The following is a 26,799-nucleotide window of genomic DNA, read 5'->3' as shown; positions in this document are numbered from 1 at the left end:
TTTATTTGTCAGTAGAAATCAGGACAGTTTGTGGCACCGGTCGACCAAAACGGTTTCCCACCACAAACGCCAGTAAACTTAACAGTAACGAAGGCACGATCGGATGGAAGCCCAGATACTGAATTTTAAACGTGGCGAGAACAGCATACAGGACGCCCCCGACAATCATGCCGCTTAATGCACCCGCGGCATTCGCGCGTTCCCAGTACAGCCCCAGCACCAGCGGCCACAGGAAAACGGCCTCCAGCCCACCAAAGGCGAGCAGGTTCAACCAGATGATCATCTCCGGTGGACGCCACGCGGCCAGCAGCAGCAACGCCCCCAGCACCAGGGTAATCACCGCCGACATGCGCTTGAGGCGTCGCTCATTTTCGACCTGTTCAGGGCGCAAATTCAGATAGAGATCTTTAATGATCGTAGCGGAACTTTGCAGCAACTGAGCGTTGATGGTCGACATAATGGCCGCCATGGGTGCGGCGAGGAAAATCCCGGCGGCAAACGGCGGAAGCACTTTCACCATCAGGGTTGGAATGACCAGATCCGGTACGGTAAGGTCAGGGATCACCGCGCGTCCCAGCGCACCCGCCAGGTGCATACCGAACATCAGGATCGCCACCACAATTGTCCCGATAATGATCCCGCGGTGCACCGCTTTGCTGTCTTTATATGAGATGCAGCGCACGGCGGTATGCGGCAGGCCAATCACGCCAAAGCACACCAGTACCCAGAACGAGGTCATAAAGGCTGGAGAGAGGATGTCATCCGCCCCCTGCGGTGAGACCAGTTTCGGATCGATCGCTTCCAGGGTTTCAACCGCATGGCTCAGGCCCCCTGCGGCATGCACGATACCCACCAGCAGAACGAGGGTGCCAATGAGCATCACCATCCCCTGCATCGTGTCGTTGAGTACGCTGGCGCGGAACCCGCCAAATGCGGTATACAGCGCGATACTCACACCGAAAATGACCAGGCCCGTCTCATAGGGGATCCCGGCTGCCGTCTCCAGCAGTCGCGCCCCGCCGATAAACTGCACCGTCATTGCGCCAATAAACGCCACCAGCAGACTCAGGCTTGCCAGCCATACCAGCAAGCGACTCTGATAGCGGGCAAACAGCATATCGTTCAGCGTTACGGCATTGTAGCGACGGGCCAGAATGGCAAACTTTTTACCCAGTATGCCCAGAGAGAGCCAGATGGCAGGCAGCTGGATCATGGCCAGCAGTACCCAGCCCAGCCCGTACTTATAAGCGGCGCCGGGGCCACCGATAAACGAGCTGGCGCTGATGTACGTGGCGGTCAGCGTCATGGCCAGCACGACGCCACCCATAGAGCGGCTCCCGAGGAAATACTCGTTCAGAAAGGTGCCGGTCGAACGTTTACGCATCGCATAAACCGACAGGCCAAACACCAGGAACAGGTAAGCGATAAGGGGCAGAATGACTTCAAGCTGCATCATCGTCCTCCAGTGAAATATCGCGATAGATGAATTTCACCATCGCCCAGCACAGCAGGATAAACACCAGCGGCAGCAGCAGGCAGGCCATTTCAAACCAGTGCGGGAGGCCGGTAATGCCAATCGCCGAATCAGGTAAGTAAGCAGTTACTAACCATGCGGCGAGATAGAGAAGGGTCAGCCACAGCGCCCAGCGCGCTTCTTTATGGGCCTGAACAAAACGTTTGTCCATTTTTTGTCCCTTGTGGATGAAGAAAGCGGGGATTGTACATGATGGGGCTTAGCGATCCCCAGAAATAAAAAAAGGCCGGATAATCCGGCCTTTTAGCAACACTGGTCTCTTACTTCTCGTTCAGACCGAGTTTTTTCTCCAGGTAGTGGATGTTAGTCCCACCATTCTGGAAGTGCTCGTCGCTCATAATGCGCATCTGGAGATCAACGTTGGTTTTGATCCCGTCGATGATCAGCTCCTGAAGGGCGTTCTTCATGCGGGCAATGGCCACGTCACGGTTTTCGCCGTAGCAGATCAGCTTACCGATCATTGAGTCATAATACGGCGGTACGGTGTAACCGGCGTAGATATGGGACTCCCAGCGCACACCAAAGCCACCCGGCGCGTGGAAACGCGTGATTTTACCCGGGCTTGGCAGGAAGGTGTTCGGGTCTTCGGCGTTGATACGGCACTCTACCGCATGGCCTTTAACCACAACTTCTTCCTGTTTGATGGACAGCGGCTGACCGGCTGCGATACGCAGCTGTTCTTTGATCAGGTCAACGCCGGTGATCATTTCGGTAACCGGGTGTTCAACCTGAATACGGGTGTTCATCTCGATGAAATAGAACTCGCCGTTTTCGAACAGGAACTCGAAAGTACCCGCCCCGCGATAGCCGATATCGACACACGCTTTGGCGCAACGCTCACCGATGTAGCGACGCAGTTCAGGCGTAATGCCCGGCGCTGGCGCTTCTTCGACCACTTTCTGGTGACGACGCTGCATGGAGCAGTCACGTTCTGCCAGATAGATCGCGTTACCCTGACCGTCAGCCAGCACCTGAATTTCGATGTGGCGTGGGTTTTCCAGGTATTTTTCCATGTACACCATGTCATTACTGAAAGCCGCTTTCGCTTCCGCTTTGGTCATGGAGATGGACTGCGCCAGTTCAGCATCGCTGCGTACAACGCGCATACCGCGACCGCCGCCGCCGCCGGACGCTTTGATGATCACCGGATAGCCAATGCGTTTAGCATGGGCGCGGTTAGCATCCATATCGTCGGTCAGCGGGCCGTCAGAGCCCGGTACGGTTGGCACGCCGGCTTTTTTCATCGCGGTGATGGCAGACACTTTGTCACCCATCAGGCGAATGGTGTCGGCTTTCGGGCCAATGAAGATAAAGCCAGAGCGTTCAACCTGCTCAGCAAAGTTGGCGTTCTCAGAGAGGAAACCATAACCCGGGTGAATCGCGACCGCGCCAGTGATTTCGGCGGCGCTGATGATCGCCGGGATGTTCAGATAGCTTTTTACGGACGGAGCCGGACCGATACAGACCGTCTCATCCGCCAGCAATACGTGTTTTAAATCGCGATCCGCGCTTGAGTGCACGGCCACGGTCTTGATGCCCAGTTCTTTACAGGCACGAAGAATACGCAGTGCAATCTCGCCACGGTTGGCGATAACAATTTTATCCAGCATGTTCGCCTCGTTACTCGATGACGACCAGCGGCTCGTCAAATTCTACCGGCTGACCACTTTCGACCAGGATCGCTTTCACAGTACCTGATTTGTCTGCTTCGATCTGGTTCATCATTTTCATGGCTTCAACGATGCACAGGGTATCGCCTACGTTGACTTTCTGACCCACTTCGATGAACGCCTTCGCGTCCGGGCTCGGGGTGCGGTAGAAAGTACCAACCATTGGGGAACGTACGATGTGACCACTGATTTCTGTTGCAGCCGCAGGTGCCGCTTCTGCTGCCACTGGCGCAACGGCTGCGGAGAGCGCAGGCTGCTGCACTGGCGCAGCGTAAGCTTGCTGCATTACCGGGAAGCTAGCGGCCGGGGCTGCACGGCTGATGCGTACAGACTCTTCGCCTTCAGAAATTTCCAGTTCGGAGATGCCTGATTCTTCAACCAGCTCGATCAGTTTTTTAATCTTACGAATATCCATGAGTGGGTTCCGTACTCTTGTTTAGTGTGATTGTGACAAGCGTTTTACCGCTGTCTGTAAAGCGTATGAATAGCCGTCTGCACCCAGCCCACAAATCACGCCAGCGGCGATATCTGACAGGTAGGAATGGTGGCGGAACGGCTCTCGGGCGTGCACGTTACTCAGGTGGATCTCGATAAACGGGATACTCACCGCGAGCAGTGCGTCGCGTATAGCAACACTGGTGTGCGTAAACGCGGCCGGATTGATCAGGATATAGTCCACAGTGTCTTTAGCCTGATGAATACGGTCGATGATTGCGTACTCCGCGTTTGACTGAAAATGGTCCAAATCCACATTCAGCGAGGCTGCTTCCGTACTCAGACGGTTAACAATTTCGCTCAATGTCAGCGTGCCGTACTTCTCTGGCTCACGGGTGCCGAGCATGTTCAGGTTCGGACCGTTCAATACTAAAATTTGGAATTTGTCAGCCATTGTGCCGCTATCTCCTGCAATTTTCGGGTAAAAAACAACATATACCCTCAAAGCGCAATTGTCACCCTTTCAGAGGCCTAAAACCCCTGTCCGGAAAACCGAAGTCGCACATTATAACGATTTCGTAGCATTTGGCAGCTAAATACTGGTCTTATCAGGGAAGATTATCAACCGCTATCCGAAAAAGATTCGCGGTTGATAAATAATCTGCGGGAAAACGCACAGTTTCGTGAACTATCGCAACCACTGGCGGAACTTCTTGTAACGCCACGCTAAAAGGGCCAGGGCCAGCAGGGCGTAAATGACCGGCTGAGGAGATAAAATCTTCACCGACCACAGGTAATGAATGGGGGCGAGGATCGCGACAAGATAGACGAAGTTGTGCAGCAGTTGCCAGCGTCGACCCAGTTTTCGCTGCGCATACTGCGTGGATGTCAGCGTCAGCGCCAGTAAAACCAGCCAGCTTACGATACCCAGCGTCAGATAGGGACGCGTCACCAGTTCGCTGCCAAGGAGTGCCAGGTTGTTAATGCCCAGTTCCAGCAGGGCGTAGCTGGTGAGATGCAGCGTCGCCCAGGCAAAACACCATAGCCCTAAAAGCCGACGGGTGCGTATCAATAATGGCTGTTTAGCGTAGCGCGCCAGCGGTGAGACGAGCAAGGTCGCCAGCAAAAATTTCAGAGCCATCCGACCCGTAAAATGCTGAATATCTTTCGCCGGATCGGCACTGAACTGTCCCTGGCTGGCTGCCCAGAAGAGCCAGATAAAGGGGAGCAATCCTGCTAAATGCAGGAGTACCTTCAGCCAGGTTATCTGCTTTGCCGTTAAACGCACTTAGAAGTTCTCCCGTAAATTCAGCCCACGGTAGAGGGATGCCACCTCATCCGCATAGCCGTTAAACAGCAGCGTTGGCTGGCGTTTAACATCCAGCGCGCCGCCGGAGCCGATAAAACGTTCCGTTGCCTGCGACCAGCGCGGATGGTCAACGTGCGGGTTAACGTTGGCAAAAAAACCATACTCGTCAGGCGCTGCCAGGTTCCAGGTGGTGGGGGGGCGTTCACGGGTGAGCTTAATGCTGACGATCGATTTGATGCCCTTGAAACCGTATTTCCACGGTACGGTCAGGCGAATGGGCGCCCCGTTTTGCGGCGGCAGCGCTTTGCCGTAAACCCCAACGGTAAGCAGCGTAAGCGGATGCATGGCTTCGTCGAGACGTAAACCTTCAACGTAGGGATACTCCAGCCCGCCGCCGATAAACCGATCCTTCTGGCCTGGCATCTCGTCCGGGGCGTAGCGCGTCTGGAAGGAAACATACTTCGCGTTGCTGGTGGGCTCAACCAGCGCCAGCAGTTTATGCAAAGGGAAACCTACCCACGGCACCACCATCGACCAGGCTTCCACACAGCGCATACGGTAAATGCGTTCTTCAAGTGGGAAGCGGGTGGTGAGGTCATGATGATCCAGCGTCAGCGGTTTTGCCACCTCGCCATCTATCTTCAGCGTCCAGGGATCGGTTTTCATGCTCCCGGCGTTGGCGGCAGGATCGGCCTTATCGAGACCAAACTCATAGAAGTTGTTATAGCCGGTGACTTTATCTTCCGGCGTCAGCGCCAGTTTATTCTGCCACTGCGCCGGTTTGGTGAAGTTAAGCGGTGCGCCGGAGGGGGCTTTCGGGCGATCGTTGCCCTTAAACCAGTCGAGCAGATCGGCATGGGCCGCAGGGGTGAGCGTCAGGGCGGTGGCGCTGATGCCAAGCATTTTCAGGATCTGGCGGCGCTGTAGCATAAAGACAGATTCAGACGTTACGTCGGCTTCCGTCAGTTTTCGGGTTTTCATGGCATCCTCCGTCAGGCGTTTTTCTAAGCATGACGGAGGAGGAGGGTTAGCGCGAATATGTCACGAAAATTTGAAGATTAGGCGATTTTAACCAGCGCACGACCGTGGAACTGGTTGTCCATGATTTTATTGGCGAACTCTGGCGCCTGGCTCAGGGTAATCTCAGTGGCGCTCTGGTCAAAGAATGAGGCTGGCAGATCCTGCACCAGACGTTCCCAGGCCTCAGCTCGCCGCTCGGCTGGGGGCATGACCGAATCGACACCCTGAAGACGCACGTTACGCAGAATAAATGGCATCACCGTCGTCGGCAGGGCAAAACCGCCCGCCAGACCACAGGCCGCCACGCAGCCGCCGTAATTCATTTGCGCCAGCACCTTCGCCAGCACTTTGTCGCCGACGGTATCTACTGCGCCAGCCCAGACCTGTTTTTCCAGCGGGCGGGCCTCGGCGAATTCGTCGCGGCTCAGAATGCGGCTTGCGCCCAGCTGACGTAGATAATCATGCGTACTTTCGCGGCCTGAGACGGCAGCGACCTGATACCCCAACTTGTGCAGCAGCGTGACGGCCGTGCTGCCCACGCCGCCGCTGGCGCCGGTGACGACAATTTCGCCAGAGTCAGGGCGGATCCCGGCCTCTTCCAGCGCCATCACGCACAGCATGGCGGTGAAACCTGCCGTGCCGATGATCATCGCCTTACGACCGTCCAGGCCTTTCGGCATCGGGACCAGCCAGTCACCTTTTACGCGCGCCTGCGCTGCCAGTCCGCCCCAGTGGTTTTCACCTACGCCCCAGCCGGTGAGCAGCACCTGCTGTCCGGCGTGAAAACGTGGATCTTCACTGGTATGTACGCGGCCTGCAAAGTCGATTCCTGGCACCATCGGGAAATTTCGGATGATTTTACCTTTTCCCGTAATGGCCAGCGCATCCTTATAGTTCAGGCTGGACCAGTCGATATCTACGGTCACGTCGCCCTCCGGCAGGCGGCTCTCCTCGATGGCTTGCACTGAGGCAACGGTTTTGCCGTCCTGCTGTTCTAAGATCAAAGCCTGCATACTGGGTCCTCACTAGGTTTGATGATGGGAAAATATGTTCTGATGACTATACTCGCTCAATGAAACGCAGTGCCGATTTAACGCAATAAATTGCCAGATACGCCAGGTTTGGTAGTATGCCGCATTTGAAATGCAAGTTAGTGCTCACTTGCACCCCCCTTCAACCCACGGAGTAATCTCAAGGATGCGATTAACGACGAAGTTCTCAGCTTTTATCACCTTGCTGACGGGGCTGACCATATTTGTCACGCTAATCGGCTGCTCGCTGAGCTTTTACAATGCCATCCAGGATAAGCTGGTTAACCGGGTTGAATCGGTTGCATCGGTTATCGACACTCGCCTGATTGCAACCTCCTTCCCGGCGCTTTCGCGTGAGCTGGATGAGTTAATGGTGCCTGTGGATATCGTGCAGATCGACATTAAACAGGGGAAGCAGACCGTTTTCAGCCATACCCGCCAGGGCAGCTATCGTCCTGCCGGCACGGTAGAACAGTATCGGGACGTCACGGTTAATTCACTTAAACATCCGGGTATGACAATTCATCTGATGTACCAGGATCCGATGAGCAACTATTTACGCTCGCTTATGACCACCGCGCCCTTAACCATCGCCGTTGCCTTTATCGTACTGCTGATTTTCCTCGCCGTTCGCTGGCAGCGTCGTCAACTTTCCGGCCAGGAACTGCTGGAAACACGCTCCGTGCGGATACTGAATGGCGAACGGGGTCCACAGGTGCGGGGATCGGTTTATGAATGGCCATCACGCACCAGTAGCGCCCTGGACGTGTTGCTCTCCGAAATCCAGTTTGCCAGCGATCAGCGTAGCCGTATGGACACATTGATTCGCTCTTACGCCGCGCAGGATAACAAAACGGGCCTCAACAACCGTCTCTTCTTTGATAATCAGCTGGCTACCCTTCTTGATGACCCCGAAAAGGTGGGTACGCATGGCGTGGTAATGATGATTCGCCTGCCCGACTTCGATCTGCTCCGTGATACCTGGGGTCAGCGCGTGGCGGAAGAGAACCTCTTTACGCTGATTAACCTGCTGTCCACCTTTATTATGCGCTACCCCGGCGCGTTACTGGCACGCTACCACCGCAGCGATTTTGCCGTCTTGCTGCCGCATCGCACCTTAAAGGAGTCCGAGAGTATCGCCAGCCAGCTGCTGAAAGCCGTCGATGCGCTGCCCCAGAGCAAAATGCTCGACAGAGACGATATGGTGCATATGGGCATCTGTGCCTGGCGCGGCGGTCAGTCGACGGAGCAGGTGATGGAACATGCGGAAGCGGCCACGCGTAACGCCGTATTGCAGGGGGCGAACGGCTGGGCAGTCTATGATGATACGCTGCCGGAGAAAGGGCGCGGCAACGTGCGCTGGCGAACCCTGATTGAACAGATGCTGAGCCGGGGCGGACCGCGCATCTATCAAAAACCGGCGGTCATGAAGAATGGTCATGTTCATCATCGTGAGCTGATGTGCCGTATTTTTGATGGCACTGAAGAGGTTATCTCCGCGGAATATCTGCCCATGGTGTTGCAATTCGGATTGTCCGAAGAGTATGACCGTCAGCAAATCACCCGTCTCATTCCGTTTTTATCGTACTGGCCTGAAGAAAATCTGGCTTTACAGGTGACCGTCGAATCGCTGATCCGTCCGCGTTTCCAGCGCTGGTTACGTGACACGTTAATGCAATGCGAAAAATCGCAACGCAAACGCATTATTTTTGAACTTGCAGAGGCAGATGTAGGTCAACACATCAGCCGGTTGCGCCCGGTAGTGCGTTTAATCAATGCGCTTGGGGCTCGCGTGGCGGTAACCCAGGCGGGTTTGACGCTGGTGAGCACCCGCTGGATCAAAGAGCTGGATGTTGAATTATTGAAGCTGCATCCGGGTCTGGTAAGGAATATTGAAAAACGCACGGAAAACCAGCTGCTGGTACAAAGCCTGGTGGAAGCGTGCAAAGGAACGCAAACGCAAGTATTTGCCACAGGCGTACGTTCACGCAGTGAATGGCAGATGTTGACAGAGCGCGGCGTGACGGGCGGTCAGGGGGATTTTTTTGCCGCCTCTCAGCCGCTTGACACCAATGTGAAAAAATATTTGCAAAGATACTCTGTTTGACCTGCCGTTTACTTTGTTTTCACGTAGAATATCGCGCCTGTAGCTTTGAGTAAGACGAGCATAAAAGCCAGTGAACGACCTTTAGTGGGTTACAAGTGAAAGTGAGGGACGCTGCTGTTTACTCAGCCCTGAGGGATTCAGGGGATGAATTTGTAACAAAGGAAACGTGCTGCACTAATTTTCACCGTAGCAGACGATTTTTGCGCCTTGTCGCTGCTGCGTGTGGTTGGTAAAGTAAGCGGATTTTGTTTTCCGCCCCAGCTTTCAGGATTATCCCTTAGTATGTTGAAAAAATTTCGTGGCATGTTTTCCAATGACCTGTCCATTGACCTGGGTACCGCGAATACCCTTATTTATGTAAAAGGACAAGGCATCGTATTGAATGAGCCTTCCGTTGTGGCCATTCGTCAGGATCGTGCCGGCTCGCCAAAAAGCGTGGCCGCAGTAGGTCATGATGCGAAGCAGATGCTGGGCCGTACGCCGGGCAACATCGCCGCGATCCGCCCTATGAAAGACGGCGTTATTGCTGACTTCTTCGTGACCGAAAAAATGCTTCAGCACTTCATCAAGCAGGTTCACAGCAACAGCTTCATGCGCCCAAGCCCTCGCGTGCTGGTGTGTGTGCCGGTTGGCGCAACCCAGGTTGAACGCCGTGCGATCCGTGAATCCGCTCAGGGTGCCGGTGCGCGTGAAGTGTTCCTGATTGAAGAACCGATGGCTGCGGCAATTGGTGCGGGTCTGCCGGTTTCTGAGGCTACCGGTTCTATGGTGGTGGATATCGGTGGCGGTACCACTGAAGTGGCCGTTATCTCCCTGAACGGTGTGGTCTACTCCTCTTCCGTGCGTATCGGCGGCGACCGTTTCGACGAAGCCATCATCAATTACGTTCGCCGTAACTACGGCTCTCTGATCGGTGAAGCAACCGCAGAGCGCATCAAGCATGAAATCGGTTCTGCCTATCCGGGTGATGAAGTACGCGAGATCGAAGTTCGCGGTCGTAACCTGGCTGAAGGCGTGCCACGCGGATTCACCCTGAACTCCAACGAAATCCTGGAAGCGTTGCAGGAGCCGCTGACCGGCATCGTGAGCGCGGTGATGGTTGCGCTGGAACAGTGCCCGCCAGAGCTGGCTTCCGATATCTCCGAGCGCGGTATGGTTCTGACCGGTGGTGGTGCGCTGCTGCGTAACCTCGACCGCCTGTTAATGGAAGAGACAGGTATTCCTGTCGTAGTTGCAGAAGATCCACTGACTTGCGTCGCCCGTGGTGGTGGCAAGGCGCTGGAAATGATCGACATGCACGGCGGCGACTTGTTTAGCGAAGAGTAGTCGGGTGTGAGAGGGTAGCAATTCGCTACCCTTTCTCTCTGACGCGAGAATACGCATAGCCTATGAAGCCAATTTTTAGCCGTGGCCCGTCGCTACAGTTTCGCCTGATCCTGGCGGTTCTGGTTGCGCTCGGGGTCATTATTGCCGATAGCCGCCTCGGTACGTTCAGCCAAATCCGAACGTACATGGATACCGCCGTCAGTCCTTTCTACTTTATTTCAAATGGTCCCCGTGAACTGCTCGACTCCGTGTCGCAAACGCTCTCATCGCGTGACCAGCTCGAACTCGAAAACCGTGCGTTACGCCAGGAACTGCTGCTGAAAAATAGCGAGCTGCTGATGCTGGGGCAATATAAGCAGGAAAACGCCCGTCTGCGCGAACTGCTTGGCTCGCCGCTGCGCCAGGATGAACAGAAAATGGTCACCCAGGTGATCTCCACCGTAAACGATCCGTACAGCGATCAGGTGGTGATTGATAAAGGCAGCGTGAACGGCGTATACGAAGGTCAGCCTGTCATCAGCGATAAGGGCGTCGTGGGCCAGGTTGTGGCGGTTGCCAAACTGACCAGCCGCGTGTTGCTGATTTGCGATGCCACCCATGCACTGCCGATTCAGGTGCTGCGTAACGATATTCGCGTGATTGCCGCCGGTAATGGCTGCACGGACGATCTGCAACTGGAACACCTGCCTGCCAACACGGATATCCGCGTGGGCGACGTGCTGGTGACGTCCGGTCTGGGCGGTCGTTTCCCTGAGGGCTACCCGGTTGCGGTTGTCTCTTCCGTGAAGCTCGACACTCAGCGTGCCTACACCGTGATTCAGGCGCGTCCAACGGCCGGCTTGCAGCGTTTGCGCTACCTATTGCTGCTGTGGGGCGCCGATCGTAACGGCGCTAACCCGATGACACCGGAAGATGTGCATCGCGTGGCCAACGAACGCCTGATGCAGATGATGCCGCAGGTGCTGCCTGCGCCGGATGCGATGGGTCCACCTGCACCCGTACCGGCTCCGGCGACGGGGTTAACGCAGCCGCTGCCGGATGCACCCCCACCGCCGCAAGTCTCGGGTGGAGGGCAGTAGTGGCCAGTTATCGTAGCCAGGGGCGCTGGGTCATCTGGCTCTCATTCCTCGTTGCACTGTTGCTGCAAATTATGCCCTGGCCGGACGACATTCTTGTTTTCCGGCCAAACTGGGTATTGCTCATTTTGCTCTACTGGATCCTTGCCCTGCCGCACCGAGTAAATGTCGGCACAGGTTTTGTGATGGGTGCCATACTGGATCTTATCAGTGGCTCTACGCTTGGCGTCCGCGCCTTATCCATGAGCATTATTGCGTATCTCGTCGCACTCAAATTCCAGCTCTTTCGTAACCTTGCGCTCTGGCAACAGGCGCTGGTAGTGATGTTGTTGTCGCTCGCTGCGGATATCGTTGTTTTCTGGGCAGAGTTTTTAGTGATCAACGTCTCTTTCCGACCGGAAGTGTTCTGGAGTAGTGTAGTAAACGGTGTGCTCTGGCCGTGGCTGTTCCTGCTGATGCGTAAAATTCGCCAGCAGTTTGCCGTGCAATAAAAGGTTTCTATGACGTCTTTGTATCTTGCCTCCGGTTCTCCGCGTCGCCAGGAACTGCTCGCGCAGTTGGGTGTCTCCTTCGAACGCATCGTTACCGGTATCGAAGAAAAACGTGCTGAGGGTGAAAGCGCTCAGCAGTATGTCTCTCGTCTGGCGCGTGAAAAAGCGCAGGCGGGCGTGGCATGCGTGCCGCGTGACTTACCGGTGCTGGGTGCGGATACCATCGTTATTCTCAATGGTGAGGTGCTTGAGAAACCCCGCGACGCAGACCATGCGGCGCGGATGCTGCGTAATATGTCCGGACAAACCCATCAGGTGATGACGGCGGTAGCGCTGGCAGATAGCCAGTACGTTCTGGATTGCCTTGTGGTAACGGAAGTGACGTTCAGAGTCCTCACCGACGAGGAGATCGCCGGCTATATCGCCAGCGGTGAACCTATGGATAAAGCAGGTGCATACGGTATTCAAGGGTTGGGTGGCTGTTTTGTCAGGAAGATAAATGGCAGCTATCACGCCGTAGTCGGCTTACCGCTGGTGGAAACGTATGAGTTGCTGAGCAATTTTAACTCACTGCGTGAGGGAAGGGATAATTATGACGGCTGAATTGTTGGTAAACGTAACGCCATCGGAAACCCGTGTGGCCTACATTGATGGTGGCATTCTCCAGGAAATTCATATTGAGCGTGAAGCGCGACGCGGAATCGTAGGCAATATCTACAAAGGTCGTGTCAGTCGTGTCCTGCCGGGTATGCAGGCGGCTTTTGTAGATATTGGGCTCGATAAGGCGGCGTTTTTACATGCCTCCGATATCATGCCGCACACCGAATGTGTGGCAGGCGAAGAGCAAAAGCAATTTGCCGTGCGCGACATCTCTGAGCTGGTGCGTCAGGGCCAGGATCTGATGGTGCAGGTGGTAAAAGATCCGCTTGGCACCAAAGGCGCGCGTCTGACCACCGACATCACCCTGCCTTCACGCTATCTGGTCTTTATGCCGGGGGCGTCGCACGTCGGCGTGTCACAGCGCATTGAGAGCGAAAGCGAGCGTGAGCGCCTGAAAAAGGTGGTCAGCGCCTACTGCGACGAGCAGGGCGGGTTTATTATCCGTACCGCGGCGGAAGGGATCAGCGAAGAAGATCTGGCCTCGGATGCGGCCTATCTGAAGCGCGTCTGGACCAAAGTGATGGAGCGTAAAAAACGCAACCAGACCCGCTACAGGCTGTACGGTGAGCTGGCGCTCGCTCAGCGCGTATTACGCGATTTCGCCGACGCCCAGCTTGACCGCATCCGCGTGGACTCCCGCCTGACGTACGAAGCCTTACTGGAGTTCACCGCCGAATACATCCCGGAAATGCCGGGTCTGCTGGAGCATTACACCGGACGCCAGCCAATATTTGACCTCTATGACGTCGAAAACGAAATCCAGCGTGCGCTGGAGCGTAAGGTTGAGCTGAAATCGGGTGGCTATCTGATCATCGATCAAACCGAAGCGATGACCACCGTCGACATCAACACCGGCGCGTTTGTCGGACATCGCAACCTCGATGACACCATCTTCAACACCAACATCGAAGCGACGCAGGCCATCGCGCGTCAGCTTCGTCTGCGTAATCTGGGCGGCATTATCATCATCGACTTTATCGATATGAACAATGAAGATCACCGCCGTCGCGTGCTGCACTCACTGGAGCAGGCGCTGAGTAAGGATCGCGTGAAAACCAGCATCAATGGCTTCTCGCAGCTCGGTCTGGTGGAAATGACCCGGAAACGGACCCGCGAAAGCGTGGAACATGTCCTGTGTAATGAGTGTCCAACCTGCCATGGACGCGGAACGGTAAAGACGGTGGAGACGGTCTGCTACGAGATCATGCGTGAGATTGTCCGTGTCCATCATGCCTACGACTCAGACCGTTTTCTGGTCTATGCTTCCCCTGCGGTGGCGGAGGCCCTGAAAGGGGAAGAGTCGCACGCGCTGGCAGAAGTGGAAATCTTTGTCGGCAAACAGGTAAAAGTGCAAATTGAGCCGCTCTATAATCAGGAGCAGTTTGACGTCGTCATGATGTAAACGCAGTTCGCTGCGAGATTTAAGGCTGACAAGGAGAGACGCGTGAGGCGATTGCCGGGGATTTTACTGCTTACAGGGGCAACGCTGGTCGTGATTGTCGCGTTGCTCGTGAGCGGGCTGCGTCTCGCCTTGCCGCATCTGGACAGCTGGCGTCCGCAGATCCTGGCAAAAATCGAATCCGCCACCGGCCTGCCGGTGGACGTGAGTCATATCGAGGCAAGCTGGCAGAACTTTGGCCCGACGCTAGATGCCCGGGATATCAGCGCCGGCCTGAAAGATGGCGGCCACCTCAAAATCAAACGCGTCACCCTAGCGCTGGATGTCTGGCAAAGCCTGCTGCATCTGCGCTGGCAGTTTCGCGATCTCACCTTCTGGCAACTTCAGCTGATGACTAACACGCCGCTGCGAAGCGGTGACAGCGATCGGGGGCTGGAAACCAGCCGTATCAGCGATCTGTTCCTGCGGCAGTTCGATCATTTCGATCTGCGCGACAGCGAAGTGAGCTTTATTACTCTTTCCGGCCAGCGCGCTGAGCTGGCGATCCCACAGCTGACATGGTTAAACGGGAAAGATCGCCACCGCGCCGAGGGGCAGGTGAATCTCTCCAGCCTGAACGGGCAGCACGGCGTTATGCAGGTGCGGATGGATCTGCGTGACGACAATGGCTTGCTGAACAACGGCAGGGTGTGGCTACAGGCGGACGACGTGGACGTGAAGCCGTGGCTCGGTGAGTGGCTACAGCAGAACATGCAGCTGGAGACCGCGCGCTTCAGCCTGGAAGGCTGGATGACCCTGACGAACGGGACGTTCGCCAGCGGCGATATCTGGCTTAAGCAGGGGGGCGCGAGCTGGAAAGGGGAAAACCATCAGCATCAACTTTCCGTCGATAACCTCACCGCACACGTGACGCAGGATAAAGGCGGCTGGCAGTTCGCTATTCCGGATACGCGCATCTCCATGGATAACAAACCCTGGCCGCGCGGCGCGCTGACGCTGGCGTGGATGCCGGAGCAGGACGTCGGCGGGATAAACGGTAAACGCAGCGACGAGCTGCGTATCCGCGCCAGTAACCTGGATCTGACGGCGATCGAAGGGCTGCGTTCAATGGCCGCAAAACTCTCCCCGGAGCTGGGCGAAATCTGGCTGGCGACGCAGCCGAGCGGGCAGATAAACCGGCTGGCGCTGGATATTCCGCTCCAGGCTACGGAAAAGACGCGTTTTCAGGCGGCATGGAAAAATCTCGCATGGAAACAGTGGAAACTGCTGCCGGGTGCCGAGCACTTCAGCGGTAAACTGGAAGGAAGCGTGGAAAACGGCAGGCTGACGGCAGAAATGCAGGACGCGAAAATGCCGTACGAAACGGTCTTCCGTGCGCCACTGGAGATCGAAAAGGGAAATGCCACCCTCAACTGGCTGAAGAATGACAAAAGTTTTCAGCTCGATGGCCGCGATATCGATGTGAAAGCCAAAGCGGTACATGCCCGCGGTAATTTCCGTTATCTACAGCCTGAAGGCGATGAGCCGTGGTTGGGTATTCTGGCGGGCATCAGCACGGATGACGGTTCGCAGGCGTGGCGCTACTTCCCGGAAAACCTGATGGGGAAAGCGTTGGTGGACTATCTCAGCGGCGCTATTCAGGGCGGCCAGGCGGATAACGCCACGCTGGTCTACGGCGGCAACCCGCACCTGTTCCCGTATAAGCACAACGAAGGCCAGTTCCAGGTTCTGGTGCCTCTACGCAACGCCACCTATGCCTTCCAGCCGGACTGGCCGGCGCTGAAGAATCTGGATATTGAACTCAACTTCCTGAATGACGGCCTGTGGATGAAGACGGATAGCGTTGCGCTGGGCGGCGTAACGGCAAGCAACCTGACGGCAAACATCCCGGATTACTCCAAAGAGAAACTGCTGATTGATGCGGATATTAAGGGGCCAGGTGAAGCGGTTGGCCCGTACTTTGAAGATACGCCGCTGAATGACTCCCTGGCAGCCACCCTTCAGCAGTTGCAGTTAGATGGCGATGTGAATGCTCGCTTACATCTGGATATCCCGCTGGACGGTGAAATGACCACCGCCAAAGGCGACGTTAGCCTTAATAACAACAGCCTCTATATCAAGCCGCTGGACAGCACGCTGAAAAACCTCAGCGGTCAGTTCAGCTTTGTTAACGGCACGCTGAAAAGTGAGCCGCTGAAAGCGACCTGGTTCAATCAACCCGTCAATATCGATTTCTCCACCACCGAGGGCGATAAAGCCTACCAGGTGGCGGTCAATATGGACGCGAACTGGCAGCCGTCACGCATGGATGTTCTGCCGAAGCCGATTGAGAATGCGGTGGACGGCGCGGTGTCATGGAATGGCAAGGTCGCCATCGACCTGCCTTATCATGCCGGTGCGCGCTATAACGTCGACATTACGGGCGATCTGAAAAACCTCAGCAGCCAACTTCCCGCGCCGCTGAATAAGAAAAGCGGTGAAGCATTGCCCGTCAATGTTAAGGTTGCGGGCAACCTTAACAGCTTCGATTTAACCGGAAACGCTGGTGGAACAAACCACTTCAACAGCCGCTGGCTGCTTAACCGCAAGCTGACGCTGGACAGAGCGATCTGGACGACGGACAGCCGTACCACGCCGCCGCTGCCGGAGCAGGCGGGCGTTGAACTGAATCTCCCGCCGATGGATGGCGCAGAGTGGCTGGCACTGTTCCAGAAAGGTGTCGGGCAAAACGTCGACCAAACGGCGCAGTTCCCGCAGTCCATTACCTTGCGAACGCCTGCGCTGACGCTGGGCGGGCAGCAGTGGAACAACCTGAGTATTGTCTCCCGGCCGACGGTAAACGGCTCAAAGGTCGAGGCGCAGGGGCGTGAGATCAACGGTTCGTTGACCATGCGCGATCACGCGCCATGGCAGGCGGCTATCCGTTATCTCTATTACAATCCGACCTTTACGGCGTCTAAAGCAGAGTCGACAAGCGCTTCTCCTGTCAGTGGCAGTGGGAGGTCGCGCGTGGATTTCAGCGGCTGGCCCGATCTCCAGTTGCGCTGTGCGGAGTGCTGGCTGTGGGGGCAAAAATATGGCCGTATCGACGGTGATTTTGCTATTCAGGGCAATACGCTGAGCCTCTCTGGTGGGCTGGTGGATACCGGCTTTGGCCGCATGACTGCCGCTGGCGAATGGGTGAACAAACCGGGTGAACAGCGCACCTCGCTGAAAGGCGATATTAAAGGCAACAAGCTGGACGCCGCAGCTAACTTCTTCGGCATTAGCACGCCGCTTCGCGGATCGTCCTTCGATGTGAATTACGATCTGCACTGGCGCGCAGCGCCGTGGACACCCGATGAAGCTTCGCTTAACGGCATCCTGAAAACCCACTTCGGTAAGGGTGAGATTGCCGATGTGAGCACGGGGCGCGCCGGGCAGATCCTGCGTCTGCTGAGTTTTGACGCGCTGCTGCGCAAGCTGCGCTTCGACTTTAGCGACACCTTCAGCGAAGGTTTCTACTACGATTCCATTCGCAGCACGGCGTGGATCAAAGACGGCGTTCTGCACACCGACGACACGCTGGTGGACGGCCTGGAAGCGGATATCGCGATGAAAGGGTCAGTGGATCTCGTGCGCCGCGAGCTGGATATGGAAGCCGTGGTGGCGCCGGAGATTTCCGCAAGCGTGGGCGTTGCGGCAGCCTTTGTGGTCAATCCGATCGTCGGGGCGGCGGTGTTTGCGGCCAGTAAAGTGCTGGGACCGCTCTGGAGCAAAGTCTCGATTCTGCGCTATCGCATCACCGGGCCGGTTGATAAACCACAGATTAATGAGGTGCTGCGCCAGCCGCGCAAAGAAGCACAGCAATGATTTGACGTGGGCAGGTAATTGCCTCACTCTCAATAAATACGATCTTTATACCGCCACAGGCGGCAACGAACGAGTAGCAATAGATGAGTCTGAACCTGGTAAGTGAACATTTGCTCGCAGCGAACGGCCTGAGCCATCAGGACCTGTTCTCCATTCTTGGTCAACTGACCGAACGCCGCCTCGACTACGGCGATCTCTATTTCCAGTCGAGCTATCACGAATCCTGGGTTTTAGAAGACAGCATCATTAAAGATGGCTCTTATAACATTGACCAGGGCGTCGGCGTGCGCGCCGTCAGCGGCGAAAAAACCGGTTTTGCCTATGCAGACCAGATAAGCCTGGCCGCGCTGGAGCAGAGCGCGCAGGCGGCGCGAACCATTGTGCGCGATACGGGCGACGGACGGGTGAAAACGCTGGGTGAAGTGCAGCACGCTGCGCTCTATACCAGCATCGACCCGCTGCAAAGCATGAGCCGTGAAGAGAAGCTGGACATCCTTCGTCGCGTGGACAAAGTGGCTCGCGCGGCGGATAAACGCGTGCAGGAAGTCTCTGCCAGCCTGACCGGTGTTTATGAACTGATCCTGGTGGCGGCGACGGACGGTACCCTGGCGGCGGATGTTCGCCCGCTGGTGCGTCTCTCTATCAGCGTGCAGGTTGAAGACGACGGCAAGCGCGAGCGCGGCTCCAGCGGTGGCGGCGGTCGTTTTGGTTATGACTGGTTCCTGGGTGATGTCGACGGCGAAGCCCGCGCGGATGCATGGGCAAAAGAAGCCGTGCGCATGGCGCTGGTCAACCTGTCTGCCGTGGCTGCACCCGCCGGTACGTTGCCGGTGGTACTGGGCGCAGGCTGGCCGGGCGTGCTACTGCACGAAGCGGTCGGTCACGGCCTGGAAGGTGATTTCAACCGTCGCGGGACGTCCGTATTCAGCGGTCAGATGGGGCAGCTTGTCTCCTCCGAGCTGTGTACCGTGGTGGATGATGGCACCATGCTCGACCGTCGCGGCTCGATTTCTATCGACGATGAAGGTACGCCGGGTCAGTACAACGTGCTGATCGAAAACGGCGTACTGAAAGGCTACATGCAGGACAAGCTTAACGCGCGCCTGATGGGCGTTGCGCCGACGGGTAATGGCCGTCGTGAATCCTACGCACATCTGCCGATGCCGCGCATGACCAATACTTACATGCTGCCGGGCCAGTCCACGCCGCAGGAGATTATCGAATCCGTTGATTACGGTATCTTCGCGCCAAACTTTGGCGGCGGTCAGGTGGATATCACCTCCGGCAAATTTGTCTTCTCTACCTCAGAGGCGTATCTGATTGAGAAGGGCAAAGTGACCAAAGCGGTGAAGGGCGCAACCCTGATTGGCTCCGGCATTGAGGCCATGCAGCAGATTTCCATGGTCGGTAACGACCTGAAACTGGATAACGGCGTGGGCGTTTGCGGCAAAGAGGGCCAGAGCCTGCCTGTGGGCGTCGGTCAGCCTACGCTGAAAGTGGATAATCTGACGGTGGGCGGCACGGCCTGATCTTAGGATGCTTAAAAAAGGCGCTACAGATGTAGCGCCTTTTTTTTAACGTAAGTTACCCAGCGGTATCTCTGGATCAGGCTCGTGAGTAATGCGGTTACGCAAGTCACGACGAATGATTTCGATCGACCAGAACCAGACCAGATGCCCCACGATCTCTGACACGTGTTCATACCACGGCAACTCAAGCAGCGGTGGCGTCAGACCCATCAGCGGGAAGGAGATCATATGCACAAAAAGCTGGGCTAACGCACCCGCCAGCAAACCCTGCCAGAGTTTAATTTTCGGAAAGACTTCCGCAACAACGCAATACCCCACAGCGAAGACGATTGAGAAAATAATATGGGTCACACCGACCCAGTTAAATATATGTCCGGCAAATGTATAAACGGCTGCGTTAGGATCAGCAACGCCCAGCCAGTCGCGTAAAAAGACATAAGGTGGGTTTAAAAAGTTGCGGGAACAGTCAATCTGGCTTGCGGCTCTTATTAATTGCTCAGGTCCGCATGCGCCGGTGAATAAATCGGTGGGACTGCGTGGCGGAAGTGGCACTTCGGCTCCCCATTTGACAAAAGCGGAGACGATCCCTGCAATTAAACCGATGAACGCGGCGAGTCCATAGCGCCTGCGTGAAGGCGGTGTTTGTTCGAATATATTCATCTCTTTTCCTTGTTTAACGTCATCCTGCGAAATACATTTTATTATTCATATTGGTAACAAATATATAACAGTCTGATGTTCAGACTGCTTATAAGGTAAATGGCGGGTGGCGGGAGTGTCAATTAGCCATTCCTGAGAGGAGGGCGGAAATATTCCTGGATGAATGTGAGTGCCATCCGGGGAATATTCATGCCAGATATGATTATAGCGATTACTTTATTACTCCTTTCTTCTGCCGCGCATCCCCTGAAACAGCTCCGCCACTTCGACAAAATACTCGGTCAGATAGTTAATACACACCTGTACTTTGAGAGGCAGTTTGTCCTTCTCGGTATAGAGCGCGTACACCGGACGCGGATCGGACTGGTAACGCGGGAAGAGGATCTCCAGTACGCCGCTGTTGATCTCGTTGATCACCCACATCAGCGGCACGTAAGCGATCCCGGCCCCGGCGACCAGCCAGCGGGAGATGGTCATCGGATCGTTGGTCACGAAGCGGCCTTCAGGCAGCAGTTTAGTGGAAAGCCCTTCCGGCGCGATCAGTTCAAATTCGTTATCTGGCCGAACGCTGTATTCCAGCCACGAGTGGTTGCTCAGGTCGGCAGGTTTTTCCGGCACGCCATACTGTGCCAGATAGCTTTTCGAAGCGCAGACCACCATCGGCATGCTGCCCAGTCGACGCGAGAACAGGCTCGAGTCCTGCAACGCGCCAACGCGGATCACCACGTCTAACCCATCGGCAATCAGGTCCGGTGCCGGAATGCCCGTTACCAGATTAACGGTTAAACCGGGATACTCTTTAAGCATTTCCGCCGTCATGGCAGCGAGAACATTTTGTGCCATAGTTGAAGAACAACCGATACGCAGCGTGCCGATAGGCGTGTTGTTAAAGGCATAGAGCTGCTCGTGAACGTCCTGCACCTCATGCAGCATTCGACGGCAGCCCTGATAGTAAATTTTACCCGCTTCCGTCAGCCCGATGCTGCGGGTGCTGCGGTTGAGCAGCTTCACCTGGAGCTCATCTTCCAGTTTTGACACTGTCTGGCTAATGGATGAGACGCTCATTTGTAGCTGACGTGCTGCGGCGGTAAAAGAGCCTTGCTCAACCACTTTCGCAAAGACGGACATGCGTTTTAGACGTTCCATTATTCACTCTGGCTTAAAAGTGATTTAGATCACATATGATAGATAACAGCATAACAGTTACGTTAATATATTATTAATTACATAACGGCTGCGCCACTCTCGCCCGGCAATTCTTGCTCTCCTGCGGCGGCGCGAGCTTAAAAATCCAGTAACCTGCACTCTCTTTAATCAAGGTCAACATGAGTCTGTTTCCCGTTATCGTGGTGTTCGGTTTGTCGTTCCCACCGATATTTTTCGAGCTTCTTTTATCACTGGCGATCTTCTGGCTGGTGCGCAAGGTGCTGGTCCCTACCGGGATTTATGATTTCGTCTGGCATCCTGCATTGTTCAATACCGCGCTGTATTGCTGCCTGTTCTATTTAATATCGCGCATGTTTGTCTGAGGTTGATGTGAAAACGCTAACAAGAAAAATCTCCCGCACTGCCATCACTATGGCGCTGGTCATCCTGGCGTTCATCGCTATTTTTCGCGCCTGGGTTTATTACACCGAATCCCCGTGGACGCGCGATGCGCGTTTCAGCGCGGAGGTGGTCGCGATAGCGCCCGATGTCGCCGGTCTCATTACGGCGGTCAACGTCCACGATAACCAACTGGTGAAAAAAGATCAGGTGCTGTTCACCATCGACCAGCCGCGCTATCAAAAAGCGCTGGAAGAAGCGGAAGCCGACGTGGCGTATTACAACGCGCTGGCCGCTGAAAAACGCCGTGAAGCAGGTCGCCGTAACAAGCTGGGCATCCAGGCTATGTCCCGGGAAGAGATTGACCAGTCTAATAACGTGCTGCAAACCGTGCTGCATCAGCTGGCAAAAGCGCAGGCGACGCGCGATCTGGCGAAGCTCGATCTGGAACGTACCGTTATCCGCGCCCCGTCCGATGGCTGGGTGACCAACCTCAACGTCTATGCGGGTGAGTTTATCACGCGCGGCTCAACTGCCGTGGCGCTGGTGAAACAGAACTCCTTCTACGTCCTCGCCTATATGGAAGAGACCAAGCTGGAAGGCGTGCGTCCGGGCTATCGCGCCGAAATCACGCCGCTCGGCAGCAACCGGGTCCTGAAGGGAACCGTGGACAGCGTGGCCGCGGGGGTGACCAACTCCAGCAGTACCAATGATACAAAAGGGATGGCGACCGTCGATTCTAACCTCGAGTGGGTTCGCCTGGCGCAGCGCGTACCGGTACGCATTCGTCTGGATGAGCAGCAGAGCAACCTCTGGCCCGCAGGCACCACCGCGACGGTGGTGATCACGGGTGAAAAAGACCGTGATGCCAGCCAGGATTCTATCTTCCGTCAAATCGCCCATCGCCTGCGCGAGTTTGGTTGATCGCTATGGGCATTTTTTCCATCGCCAGCCAGCACATCCGCTTCGCCGTGAAGCTGGCATGCGCCATTGTGCTGGCGCTGTTTGTTGGCTTCCATTTCCAGCTTGAAACGCCGCGCTGGGCCGTTCTGACCGCCGCGATCGTCGCCGCCGGTCCAGCCTTCGCGGCGGGTGGCGAACCTTACTCCGGGGCAATTCGCTATCGCGGGATGCTGCGTATTATCGGCACCTTTATCGGCTGTATCGCCGCCCTGACCATTATCATCCTGATGATCCGCACGCCGCTGCTGATGCTGATTGTGTGCTGTATCTGGGCGGGTTTTTGCACCTGGGTCTCTTCGCTGGTGAAGGTGGAGAACTCGTACGCCTGGGGTCTGGCGGGGTATACCGCGCTGATTATTATCATCACCATTCAGAGTGAACCGCTGCTTGCTCCGCAGTTCGCCGTCGAACGTTGTAGCGAGATTGTCATTGGTATCGTCTGCGCGATTGTCGCAGATCTGCTCTTCTCTCCGCGATCCATCAAGCAGGAAGTCGATCGTGAGCTGGACGCGCTGATTGTTGCTCAGTACCAGCTTATGCAGCTGTGCATTAAGCACGGCGACAGCGAAGAGGTCGACAAGGCCTGGAGCGCGCTGGTGCGCCGCACGCAGGCGCTGGAAGGGATGCGCAGTAATCTCAACATGGAGTCTTCCCGCTGGGAGCGGGCCAATCGTCGTCTGAAAGCGATCAATACCGTCTCGCTAACGCTGATCACCCAGGCGTGTGAAACCTACCTGATTCAGAACACCCGCCCCGAAGTGGTAACGGATACTTTCCGCGAACTGTTTGATGAGCCCGTGGAGACGGTGCAGGACGTGCATCGACAGCTTAAACGCATGCGTCGTGTGATTGCCTGGACAGGAGAACGGGATACGCCAGTCACCATTTATACCTGGGTTGGCGCCGCAACGCGCTACCTGCTCCTGAAACGCGGCGTGATTAGCAACACCAAAATCAGTGCGGCGGAAGAAGAGGTGTTACAGGGCGAAGTGGTGATTAAACCGGAGTCCGCCGAGCGCCACCATGCGATGGTTAACTTCTGGCGTACCACCCTGGCCTGTATACTCGGCACGCTGTTCTGGCTGTGGACCGGCTGGACGTCCGGCAGCGGCGCGATGGTGATGATTGCCGTCGTCACCGCGCTGGCGATGCGTCTGCCCAACCCGCGCATGGTCGCGATCGATTTTCTGTACGGCACCATTGCGGCGTTACCCATTGGTGCGCTCTACTTCCTGGTGATTATTCCCTCGACGCAGCAAAGCATGCTTTTGCTCTGCATCAGCCTGGCGGTGATGGCGTTCTTTATCGGGATTGAGGTACAAAAACGCCGTCTGGGATCGTTGGGTGCGCTGGCGAGCACGATTAACATCATCGTGCTGGATAACCCGATGACCTTCCATTTCAGCCAGTTCCTGGATAGCGCATTAGGTCAGCTGGTGGGCTGTTTCCTGGCGATGATGGTGATCCTGCTGGTGCGGGATAACTCTCAGGCGCGGACAGGGCGTGTGCTGCTGAATCAGTTTGTGTCGGCCGCCGTATCGTCATTGACTACCAACACCGCGCGGCGCAAGGAGAACCACCTGCCGGCGCTCTATCAGCAATTGTTCCTGTTGCTGAATAAATTCCCGGGCGATGTCGCCCGCTTCCGCCTGGCGTTAACCATGATTATCGCGCACCAGCGTCTGCGGAACGCGCCAGTGCCGATCAACGACGATTTGTCCGCCTACCACCGCCAGCTACGGCGAACGGCGGACCATGTGATATCGGCATCGAGTGATGACAAACGTCGCCGCTACTTTAAGCAACTGCTGGAGGAACTGGATATCTACCAGGAGAAACTGCGGATCTGGGAAGCGCCGCCGCAGGTTACCGAGCCGGTAGAGCGGCTGGTGTTTATGCTGCACCGCTACCAGAATGCGCTGACAGACAGCTAACGAAGAGAAAACCGACGCCAAAAGCGTCGGTTTTTTTGTGGCTATACTTATTCTTGCAGGTTCAAACATTCAGGAAGGGAGGACACATGACAACCCAGGCTCTTCAGGACAGTATCCTTTTTCAGACCGGGTATCTGGTTAACGGTATCTGGAAAACACTCGACACCACGTTTGATGTGCTAAACCCGGCCACGGGCGAGGTGGTCGCGAAAGTGGCGAAAGCAGGGAAAGCCGAAACCGAAGAGGCCATTGCGGCCGCGACGAAGGCCTTTCCCGCATGGCGCGCAAAAACGGCAAAAGAGCGTTCCGCGATCCTCTATCGCTGGTATGAACTGATTATCGAGAACAAAAGCTGGCTCGGGCGGCTGATGACCACCGAGCAGGGCAAGCCGCTGAAAGAGGCTGAAGGTGAGGTGGACTACGCTGCCAGCTTCATTCAGTGGTTTGCCGAGCAGGCCAAGCGCGCCAACGGTGAAATTATTCCTCCGGTTAAACCCGGCTCCCGTATTCTGGCCACTCGTGAACCTGTCGGGGTGGTTGCTGCTATCACGCCATGGAATTTCCCGATGGCCATGCTCACCCGTAAGCTCGGCCCGGCGCTGGCAGCAGGATGTACCGGCGTCATCAAGCCTGCAAACAACACGCCGCTGAGCGCCTTTGCGCTGCTGACGCTGGCGAAGCAGGCCGGTGTGCCGGATGGTGTGCTGAATGCGGTCGCGGGGAGCACCTCAGAAATTAGTGACGCCATTATGGCCAGCCATGACGTGCGCAAAATCTCGTTTACCGGATCAACCGCCGTCGGGAAAACGCTGGTTCGCAATTCCGCAGAGACCATGAAAAAGGTATCGATGGAGCTGGGCGGTAATGCGCCATATATCGTTTTCGAGGACGCGGATATTGAGGCCGCCGTCAAAGGCGCGATCGCCAATAAGTTCCGTAACGCCGGGCAGGTCTGCGTCAGCGTAAACCGTTTCTATATTCAGGAGACGGTCTATGACAAGTTTGTCAATCAACTTGCCGATGCGGTGAAGGCGCTGAAGGTGGGTAACGGTCTGGACGAGGGCGTCGTTGTCGGCCCGCTGATTGAGCCTTCGGCTGTCGAAAAAGTCCGTGAGCACGTCGAAGATGCGGTAGCGAAGGGCGCCACGGTGCTGGCTGGGGGTAAACCGCACGAACTTGGCGGCAACTTCTGGATGCCAACCGTACTCGGTGACTGCCATGAAGGCATGAAGCTGGCAGAAGAGGAGACCTTTGGTCCCGTTGCCGCTTGCTTCCGCTTCACGTCGGAAGACGAAGTGGTTATGCGCGCTAACAATACGCCTTACGGGCTGGCAGCCTACTTTTATACCCAGAATCTTTCGCGCGTGTTCCGCGTCTCGCAGGTCATTGAGAGCGGCATGATCGGAATTAACGAATGTGCTGTCTCGACCGAACTGGGTCCGTTTGGGGGCGTAAAAGAGTCCGGGCTGGGCCGTGAGGGGTCCGTGCTGGGGCTGGAGGAGTTTCTGGAAGTCAAAACCCTGCATATCGGGGGATTATAATAGACAGGGCGGCATTTGCCGCCCGCCTGTACCGGGTGGCTGGCAATGAAAATTTATACCTTTGATTTTGACGAAATTGAGAGTCAGGAAGACTTCTATCGCGAGTTTATTCGGGCGTTCGACCTGGAGCGGGGCAGCGTAAGCAATCTTGATATGCTGTGGGATGTGGTTACCGGCGATCGTCTGCCGTTACCGCTGGAAATCGAATTTACCCATCTGCCTGAAAAACTACGCAGACGCTTTGGTGCATTGATTTTATTGTTTGATGAAGCGGAGGAGGAGCTGGAAGGGCAACTGCGTTTCAACGTGCGCCAGTGATAAAAAAGCCCCTGACCGGGAGGTCAGGGGCAAGTCGTATGATGAGATACGACGAGGGTTTATTTGTACAGTTCTGCGGTAGCGTGCCAGTGGTCGCCACTGCGCGCTTCGATGATGCGATAGGATGACGCACCCTGTTCTTCCGCTTTTTTGTTCAGCATTTCGTGCATGTCCATCGGAGACGTACCGATGGCGCCAACAGAAACAGTCCCGATAGCCTGACGGGATTGTGCCTGTTCAGCATTAATGGTGTCGGCTGCAAACGCACCGAATGACAGGACTGACAGTACGCTCAGGGCAGCTACAGTGGTTTTAATTTTCATGATTATTTACCTCGTCAATTATTTTACTGGGGTCTTTGTTCTGTGACCCTCATCACAAAATCAAGTATACACTAAT

24 protein-coding genes are annotated in these 26,799 nt (G+C 55.8%); 13 read left to right on the top strand and 11 right to left on the bottom strand.

The genetic code is table 11. From position 1 onward, the window contains the following. Nucleotide 1: 1 nt before the first annotated feature. The 8 genes from panF to ACQG1Y_RS21195 form a co-directional block, all read right to left on the bottom strand. The gene (gene panF, locus ACQG1Y_RS21230; protein WP_047741469.1) at nt 2-1,453 is read right to left on the bottom strand and encodes a sodium/pantothenate symporter; all 1,452 of its coding nucleotides are present in this window, start codon (nt 1,451-1,453) and stop codon (nt 2-4) included. Next, a complete protein-coding gene (locus ACQG1Y_RS21225) occupies nt 1,443-1,685 on the bottom strand; it encodes a YhdT family protein (RefSeq protein ID WP_003860385.1) in 243 nt (80 codons plus the stop codon). The genes panF and ACQG1Y_RS21225 overlap by 11 nt, the downstream gene beginning before the upstream one ends. Before the next feature lie 109 nt (nt 1,686-1,794). Beyond that, nucleotides 1,795-3,144 carry an acetyl-CoA carboxylase biotin carboxylase subunit gene (accC, locus tag ACQG1Y_RS21220; RefSeq protein ID WP_003860388.1) on the bottom strand — a complete coding sequence of 450 codons (1,350 nt, stop codon included), beginning with the start codon at nt 3,142-3,144 and terminating at the stop codon, nt 1,795-1,797. Nucleotides 3,145-3,154: 10 nt separating this feature from the next. Next, nucleotides 3,155-3,619, bottom strand: coding sequence for an acetyl-CoA carboxylase biotin carboxyl carrier protein (gene accB / locus ACQG1Y_RS21215; protein WP_015572018.1), 465 nt, complete (start codon nt 3,617-3,619; stop codon nt 3,155-3,157). A 21-nt stretch (nt 3,620-3,640) separates the two neighbouring features. Beyond that, entirely contained in the window at nt 3,641-4,093 is a 453-nt protein-coding gene (gene aroQ / locus ACQG1Y_RS21210; protein WP_003860391.1) for a type II 3-dehydroquinate dehydratase, read from the bottom strand. Between the two features lie 234 nt (nt 4,094-4,327). Beyond that, nucleotides 4,328-4,927, bottom strand: coding sequence for a protein-methionine-sulfoxide reductase heme-binding subunit MsrQ (gene msrQ / locus ACQG1Y_RS21205; RefSeq protein ID WP_003860393.1), 600 nt, complete (start codon nt 4,925-4,927; stop codon nt 4,328-4,330). Further along, nucleotides 4,928-5,929, bottom strand: a complete 1,002-nt coding sequence (gene msrP, locus ACQG1Y_RS21200) for a protein-methionine-sulfoxide reductase catalytic subunit MsrP (RefSeq protein ID WP_015572016.1) — start codon at nt 5,927-5,929, stop codon at nt 4,928-4,930. A 77-nt stretch (nt 5,930-6,006) separates the two neighbouring features. Further along, the gene (locus ACQG1Y_RS21195) at nt 6,007-6,981 is read right to left on the bottom strand and encodes an MDR family oxidoreductase (RefSeq protein WP_246933391.1); all 975 of its coding nucleotides are present in this window, start codon (nt 6,979-6,981) and stop codon (nt 6,007-6,009) included. A gap of 184 nt (nt 6,982-7,165) precedes the next feature. Here ACQG1Y_RS21195 and csrD point away from each other — a divergent pair, with 184 nt between their 5' ends. The 8 genes from csrD (at nt 7,166) to tldD (ending at nt 19,439) form a co-directional block, all read left to right on the top strand. Then, nucleotides 7,166-9,106 carry an RNase E specificity factor CsrD gene (gene csrD / locus ACQG1Y_RS21190; RefSeq protein WP_032655267.1) on the top strand — a complete coding sequence of 647 codons (1,941 nt, stop codon included), beginning with the start codon at nt 7,166-7,168 and terminating at the stop codon, nt 9,104-9,106. A gap of 282 nt (nt 9,107-9,388) precedes the next feature. After that, on the top strand, nt 9,389-10,432 hold the full coding sequence (mreB, locus tag ACQG1Y_RS21185) for a rod shape-determining protein MreB (protein WP_000913396.1): 1,044 nt from the start codon (nt 9,389-9,391) through the stop codon (nt 10,430-10,432). Nucleotides 10,433-10,494: 62 nt separating this feature from the next. After that, nucleotides 10,495-11,511 carry a rod shape-determining protein MreC gene (mreC, locus tag ACQG1Y_RS21180; protein ID WP_003860400.1) on the top strand — a complete coding sequence of 339 codons (1,017 nt, stop codon included), beginning with the start codon at nt 10,495-10,497 and terminating at the stop codon, nt 11,509-11,511. After that, entirely contained in the window at nt 11,511-11,999 is a 489-nt protein-coding gene (gene mreD / locus ACQG1Y_RS21175; protein WP_003860402.1) for a rod shape-determining protein MreD, read from the top strand. Before mreC ends, mreD begins: the two co-directional genes overlap by 1 nt. A gap of 9 nt (nt 12,000-12,008) precedes the next feature. Further along, nucleotides 12,009-12,602 carry a Maf family protein gene (locus ACQG1Y_RS21170; RefSeq protein WP_003860403.1) on the top strand — a complete coding sequence of 198 codons (594 nt, stop codon included), beginning with the start codon at nt 12,009-12,011 and terminating at the stop codon, nt 12,600-12,602. Beyond that, complete coding sequence (gene rng / locus ACQG1Y_RS21165; protein WP_003860405.1) at nt 12,592-14,061, top strand: ribonuclease G; 1,470 nt, start codon at nt 12,592-12,594, stop codon at nt 14,059-14,061. The genes ACQG1Y_RS21170 and rng overlap by 11 nt, the downstream gene beginning before the upstream one ends. A 42-nt stretch (nt 14,062-14,103) precedes the next feature. Further along, complete coding sequence (yhdP, locus tag ACQG1Y_RS21160; protein ID WP_414234768.1) at nt 14,104-17,910, top strand: AsmA2 domain-containing protein YhdP; 3,807 nt, start codon at nt 14,104-14,106, stop codon at nt 17,908-17,910. An 83-nt stretch (nt 17,911-17,993) separates the two neighbouring features. Next, a complete protein-coding gene (gene tldD / locus ACQG1Y_RS21155; protein ID WP_017382710.1) occupies nt 17,994-19,439 on the top strand; it encodes a metalloprotease TldD in 1,446 nt (481 codons plus the stop codon). Nucleotides 19,440-19,484: 45 nt separating this feature from the next. Here tldD and ACQG1Y_RS21150 read toward each other — a convergent pair whose 3' ends face one another. Both ACQG1Y_RS21150 and aaeR read right to left on the bottom strand, forming a co-directional pair. After that, a complete protein-coding gene (locus ACQG1Y_RS21150; RefSeq protein WP_017382711.1) occupies nt 19,485-20,099 on the bottom strand; it encodes a YagU family protein in 615 nt (204 codons plus the stop codon). Nucleotides 20,100-20,318: 219 nt separating this feature from the next. Beyond that, the gene (gene aaeR, locus ACQG1Y_RS21145) at nt 20,319-21,245 is read right to left on the bottom strand and encodes an HTH-type transcriptional activator AaeR (protein WP_017382712.1); all 927 of its coding nucleotides are present in this window, start codon (nt 21,243-21,245) and stop codon (nt 20,319-20,321) included. Nucleotides 21,246-21,424: 179 nt separating this feature from the next. Here aaeR and aaeX point away from each other — a divergent pair, with 179 nt between their 5' ends. The 5 genes from aaeX (at nt 21,425) to ACQG1Y_RS21120 (ending at nt 26,400) form a co-directional block, all read left to right on the top strand. Beyond that, nucleotides 21,425-21,628 carry a p-hydroxybenzoic acid efflux pump operon protein AaeX gene (aaeX, locus tag ACQG1Y_RS21140; protein ID WP_003860416.1) on the top strand — a complete coding sequence of 68 codons (204 nt, stop codon included), beginning with the start codon at nt 21,425-21,427 and terminating at the stop codon, nt 21,626-21,628. 7 nt (nt 21,629-21,635) lie between these two features. Then, nucleotides 21,636-22,568, top strand: a complete 933-nt coding sequence (gene aaeA, locus ACQG1Y_RS21135; protein WP_017382713.1) for a p-hydroxybenzoic acid efflux pump subunit AaeA — start codon at nt 21,636-21,638, stop codon at nt 22,566-22,568. Between the two features lie 5 nt (nt 22,569-22,573). Beyond that, nucleotides 22,574-24,541, top strand: coding sequence for a p-hydroxybenzoic acid efflux pump subunit AaeB (gene aaeB, locus ACQG1Y_RS21130; protein ID WP_015572008.1), 1,968 nt, complete (start codon nt 22,574-22,576; stop codon nt 24,539-24,541). 86 nt (nt 24,542-24,627) lie between these two features. Continuing rightward, entirely contained in the window at nt 24,628-26,082 is a 1,455-nt protein-coding gene (locus ACQG1Y_RS21125) for an NAD-dependent succinate-semialdehyde dehydrogenase (protein ID WP_254309418.1), read from the top strand. Between the two features lie 45 nt (nt 26,083-26,127). Beyond that, entirely contained in the window at nt 26,128-26,400 is a 273-nt protein-coding gene (locus ACQG1Y_RS21120) for a barstar family protein (protein WP_003860424.1), read from the top strand. A 59-nt stretch (nt 26,401-26,459) separates the two neighbouring features. On the opposite strand, the gene yhcN is transcribed toward ACQG1Y_RS21120, so the two are convergent. Further along, nucleotides 26,460-26,723, bottom strand: a complete 264-nt coding sequence (gene yhcN / locus ACQG1Y_RS21115; RefSeq protein WP_006812160.1) for a peroxide/acid stress response protein YhcN — start codon at nt 26,721-26,723, stop codon at nt 26,460-26,462. Nucleotides 26,724-26,799: the final 76 nt, after the last annotated feature.

The sequence above is a fragment of the Enterobacter cloacae complex sp. 397G4 genome (genome assembly GCF_050031515.1).
GTDB lineage: Bacteria > Pseudomonadota > Gammaproteobacteria > Enterobacterales > Enterobacteriaceae > Enterobacter > Enterobacter hormaechei_C.
Note: the sequence above shows the minus strand (reverse complement) of the source record. Positions and strands in the feature narration are given on the sequence as shown.

Excerpts from the sequence above, each read along its gene's own strand:
- aaeR (WP_017382712.1), bottom strand. The coding sequence starts at position 21,245 with ATGGAACGTCTAAAACGCATGTCCGTCTTTGCGAAAGTGGTTGAGCAA.
- accB (WP_015572018.1), bottom strand. The coding sequence starts at position 3,619 with ATGGATATTCGTAAGATTAAAAAACTGATCGAGCTGGTTGAAGAATCA.
- yhcN (WP_006812160.1), bottom strand. The coding sequence starts at position 26,723 with ATGAAAATTAAAACCACTGTAGCTGCCCTGAGCGTACTGTCAGTCCTG.
- rng (WP_003860405.1), top strand. The coding sequence starts at position 12,592 with ATGACGGCTGAATTGTTGGTAAACGTAACGCCATCGGAAACCCGTGTG.
- ACQG1Y_RS21170 (WP_003860403.1), top strand. The coding sequence starts at position 12,009 with ATGACGTCTTTGTATCTTGCCTCCGGTTCTCCGCGTCGCCAGGAACTG.
- aroQ (WP_003860391.1), bottom strand. The coding sequence starts at position 4,093 with ATGGCTGACAAATTCCAAATTTTAGTATTGAACGGTCCGAACCTGAAC.
- aaeX (WP_003860416.1), top strand. The coding sequence starts at position 21,425 with ATGAGTCTGTTTCCCGTTATCGTGGTGTTCGGTTTGTCGTTCCCACCG.
- ACQG1Y_RS21225 (WP_003860385.1), bottom strand. The coding sequence starts at position 1,685 with ATGGACAAACGTTTTGTTCAGGCCCATAAAGAAGCGCGCTGGGCGCTG.
- ACQG1Y_RS21150 (WP_017382711.1), bottom strand. The coding sequence starts at position 20,099 with ATGAATATATTCGAACAAACACCGCCTTCACGCAGGCGCTATGGACTC.
- ACQG1Y_RS21195 (WP_246933391.1), bottom strand. The coding sequence starts at position 6,981 with ATGCAGGCTTTGATCTTAGAACAGCAGGACGGCAAAACCGTTGCCTCA.
- msrP (WP_015572016.1), bottom strand. The coding sequence starts at position 5,929 with ATGAAAACCCGAAAACTGACGGAAGCCGACGTAACGTCTGAATCTGTC.
- mreB (WP_000913396.1), top strand. The coding sequence starts at position 9,389 with ATGTTGAAAAAATTTCGTGGCATGTTTTCCAATGACCTGTCCATTGAC.
- ACQG1Y_RS21125 (WP_254309418.1), top strand. The coding sequence starts at position 24,628 with ATGACAACCCAGGCTCTTCAGGACAGTATCCTTTTTCAGACCGGGTAT.
- csrD (WP_032655267.1), top strand. The coding sequence starts at position 7,166 with ATGCGATTAACGACGAAGTTCTCAGCTTTTATCACCTTGCTGACGGGG.
- panF (WP_047741469.1), bottom strand. The coding sequence starts at position 1,453 with ATGCAGCTTGAAGTCATTCTGCCCCTTATCGCTTACCTGTTCCTGGTG.
- accC (WP_003860388.1), bottom strand. The coding sequence starts at position 3,144 with ATGCTGGATAAAATTGTTATCGCCAACCGTGGCGAGATTGCACTGCGT.
- aaeB (WP_015572008.1), top strand. The coding sequence starts at position 22,574 with ATGGGCATTTTTTCCATCGCCAGCCAGCACATCCGCTTCGCCGTGAAG.
- mreC (WP_003860400.1), top strand. The coding sequence starts at position 10,495 with ATGAAGCCAATTTTTAGCCGTGGCCCGTCGCTACAGTTTCGCCTGATC.
- tldD (WP_017382710.1), top strand. The coding sequence starts at position 17,994 with ATGAGTCTGAACCTGGTAAGTGAACATTTGCTCGCAGCGAACGGCCTG.
- ACQG1Y_RS21120 (WP_003860424.1), top strand. The coding sequence starts at position 26,128 with ATGAAAATTTATACCTTTGATTTTGACGAAATTGAGAGTCAGGAAGAC.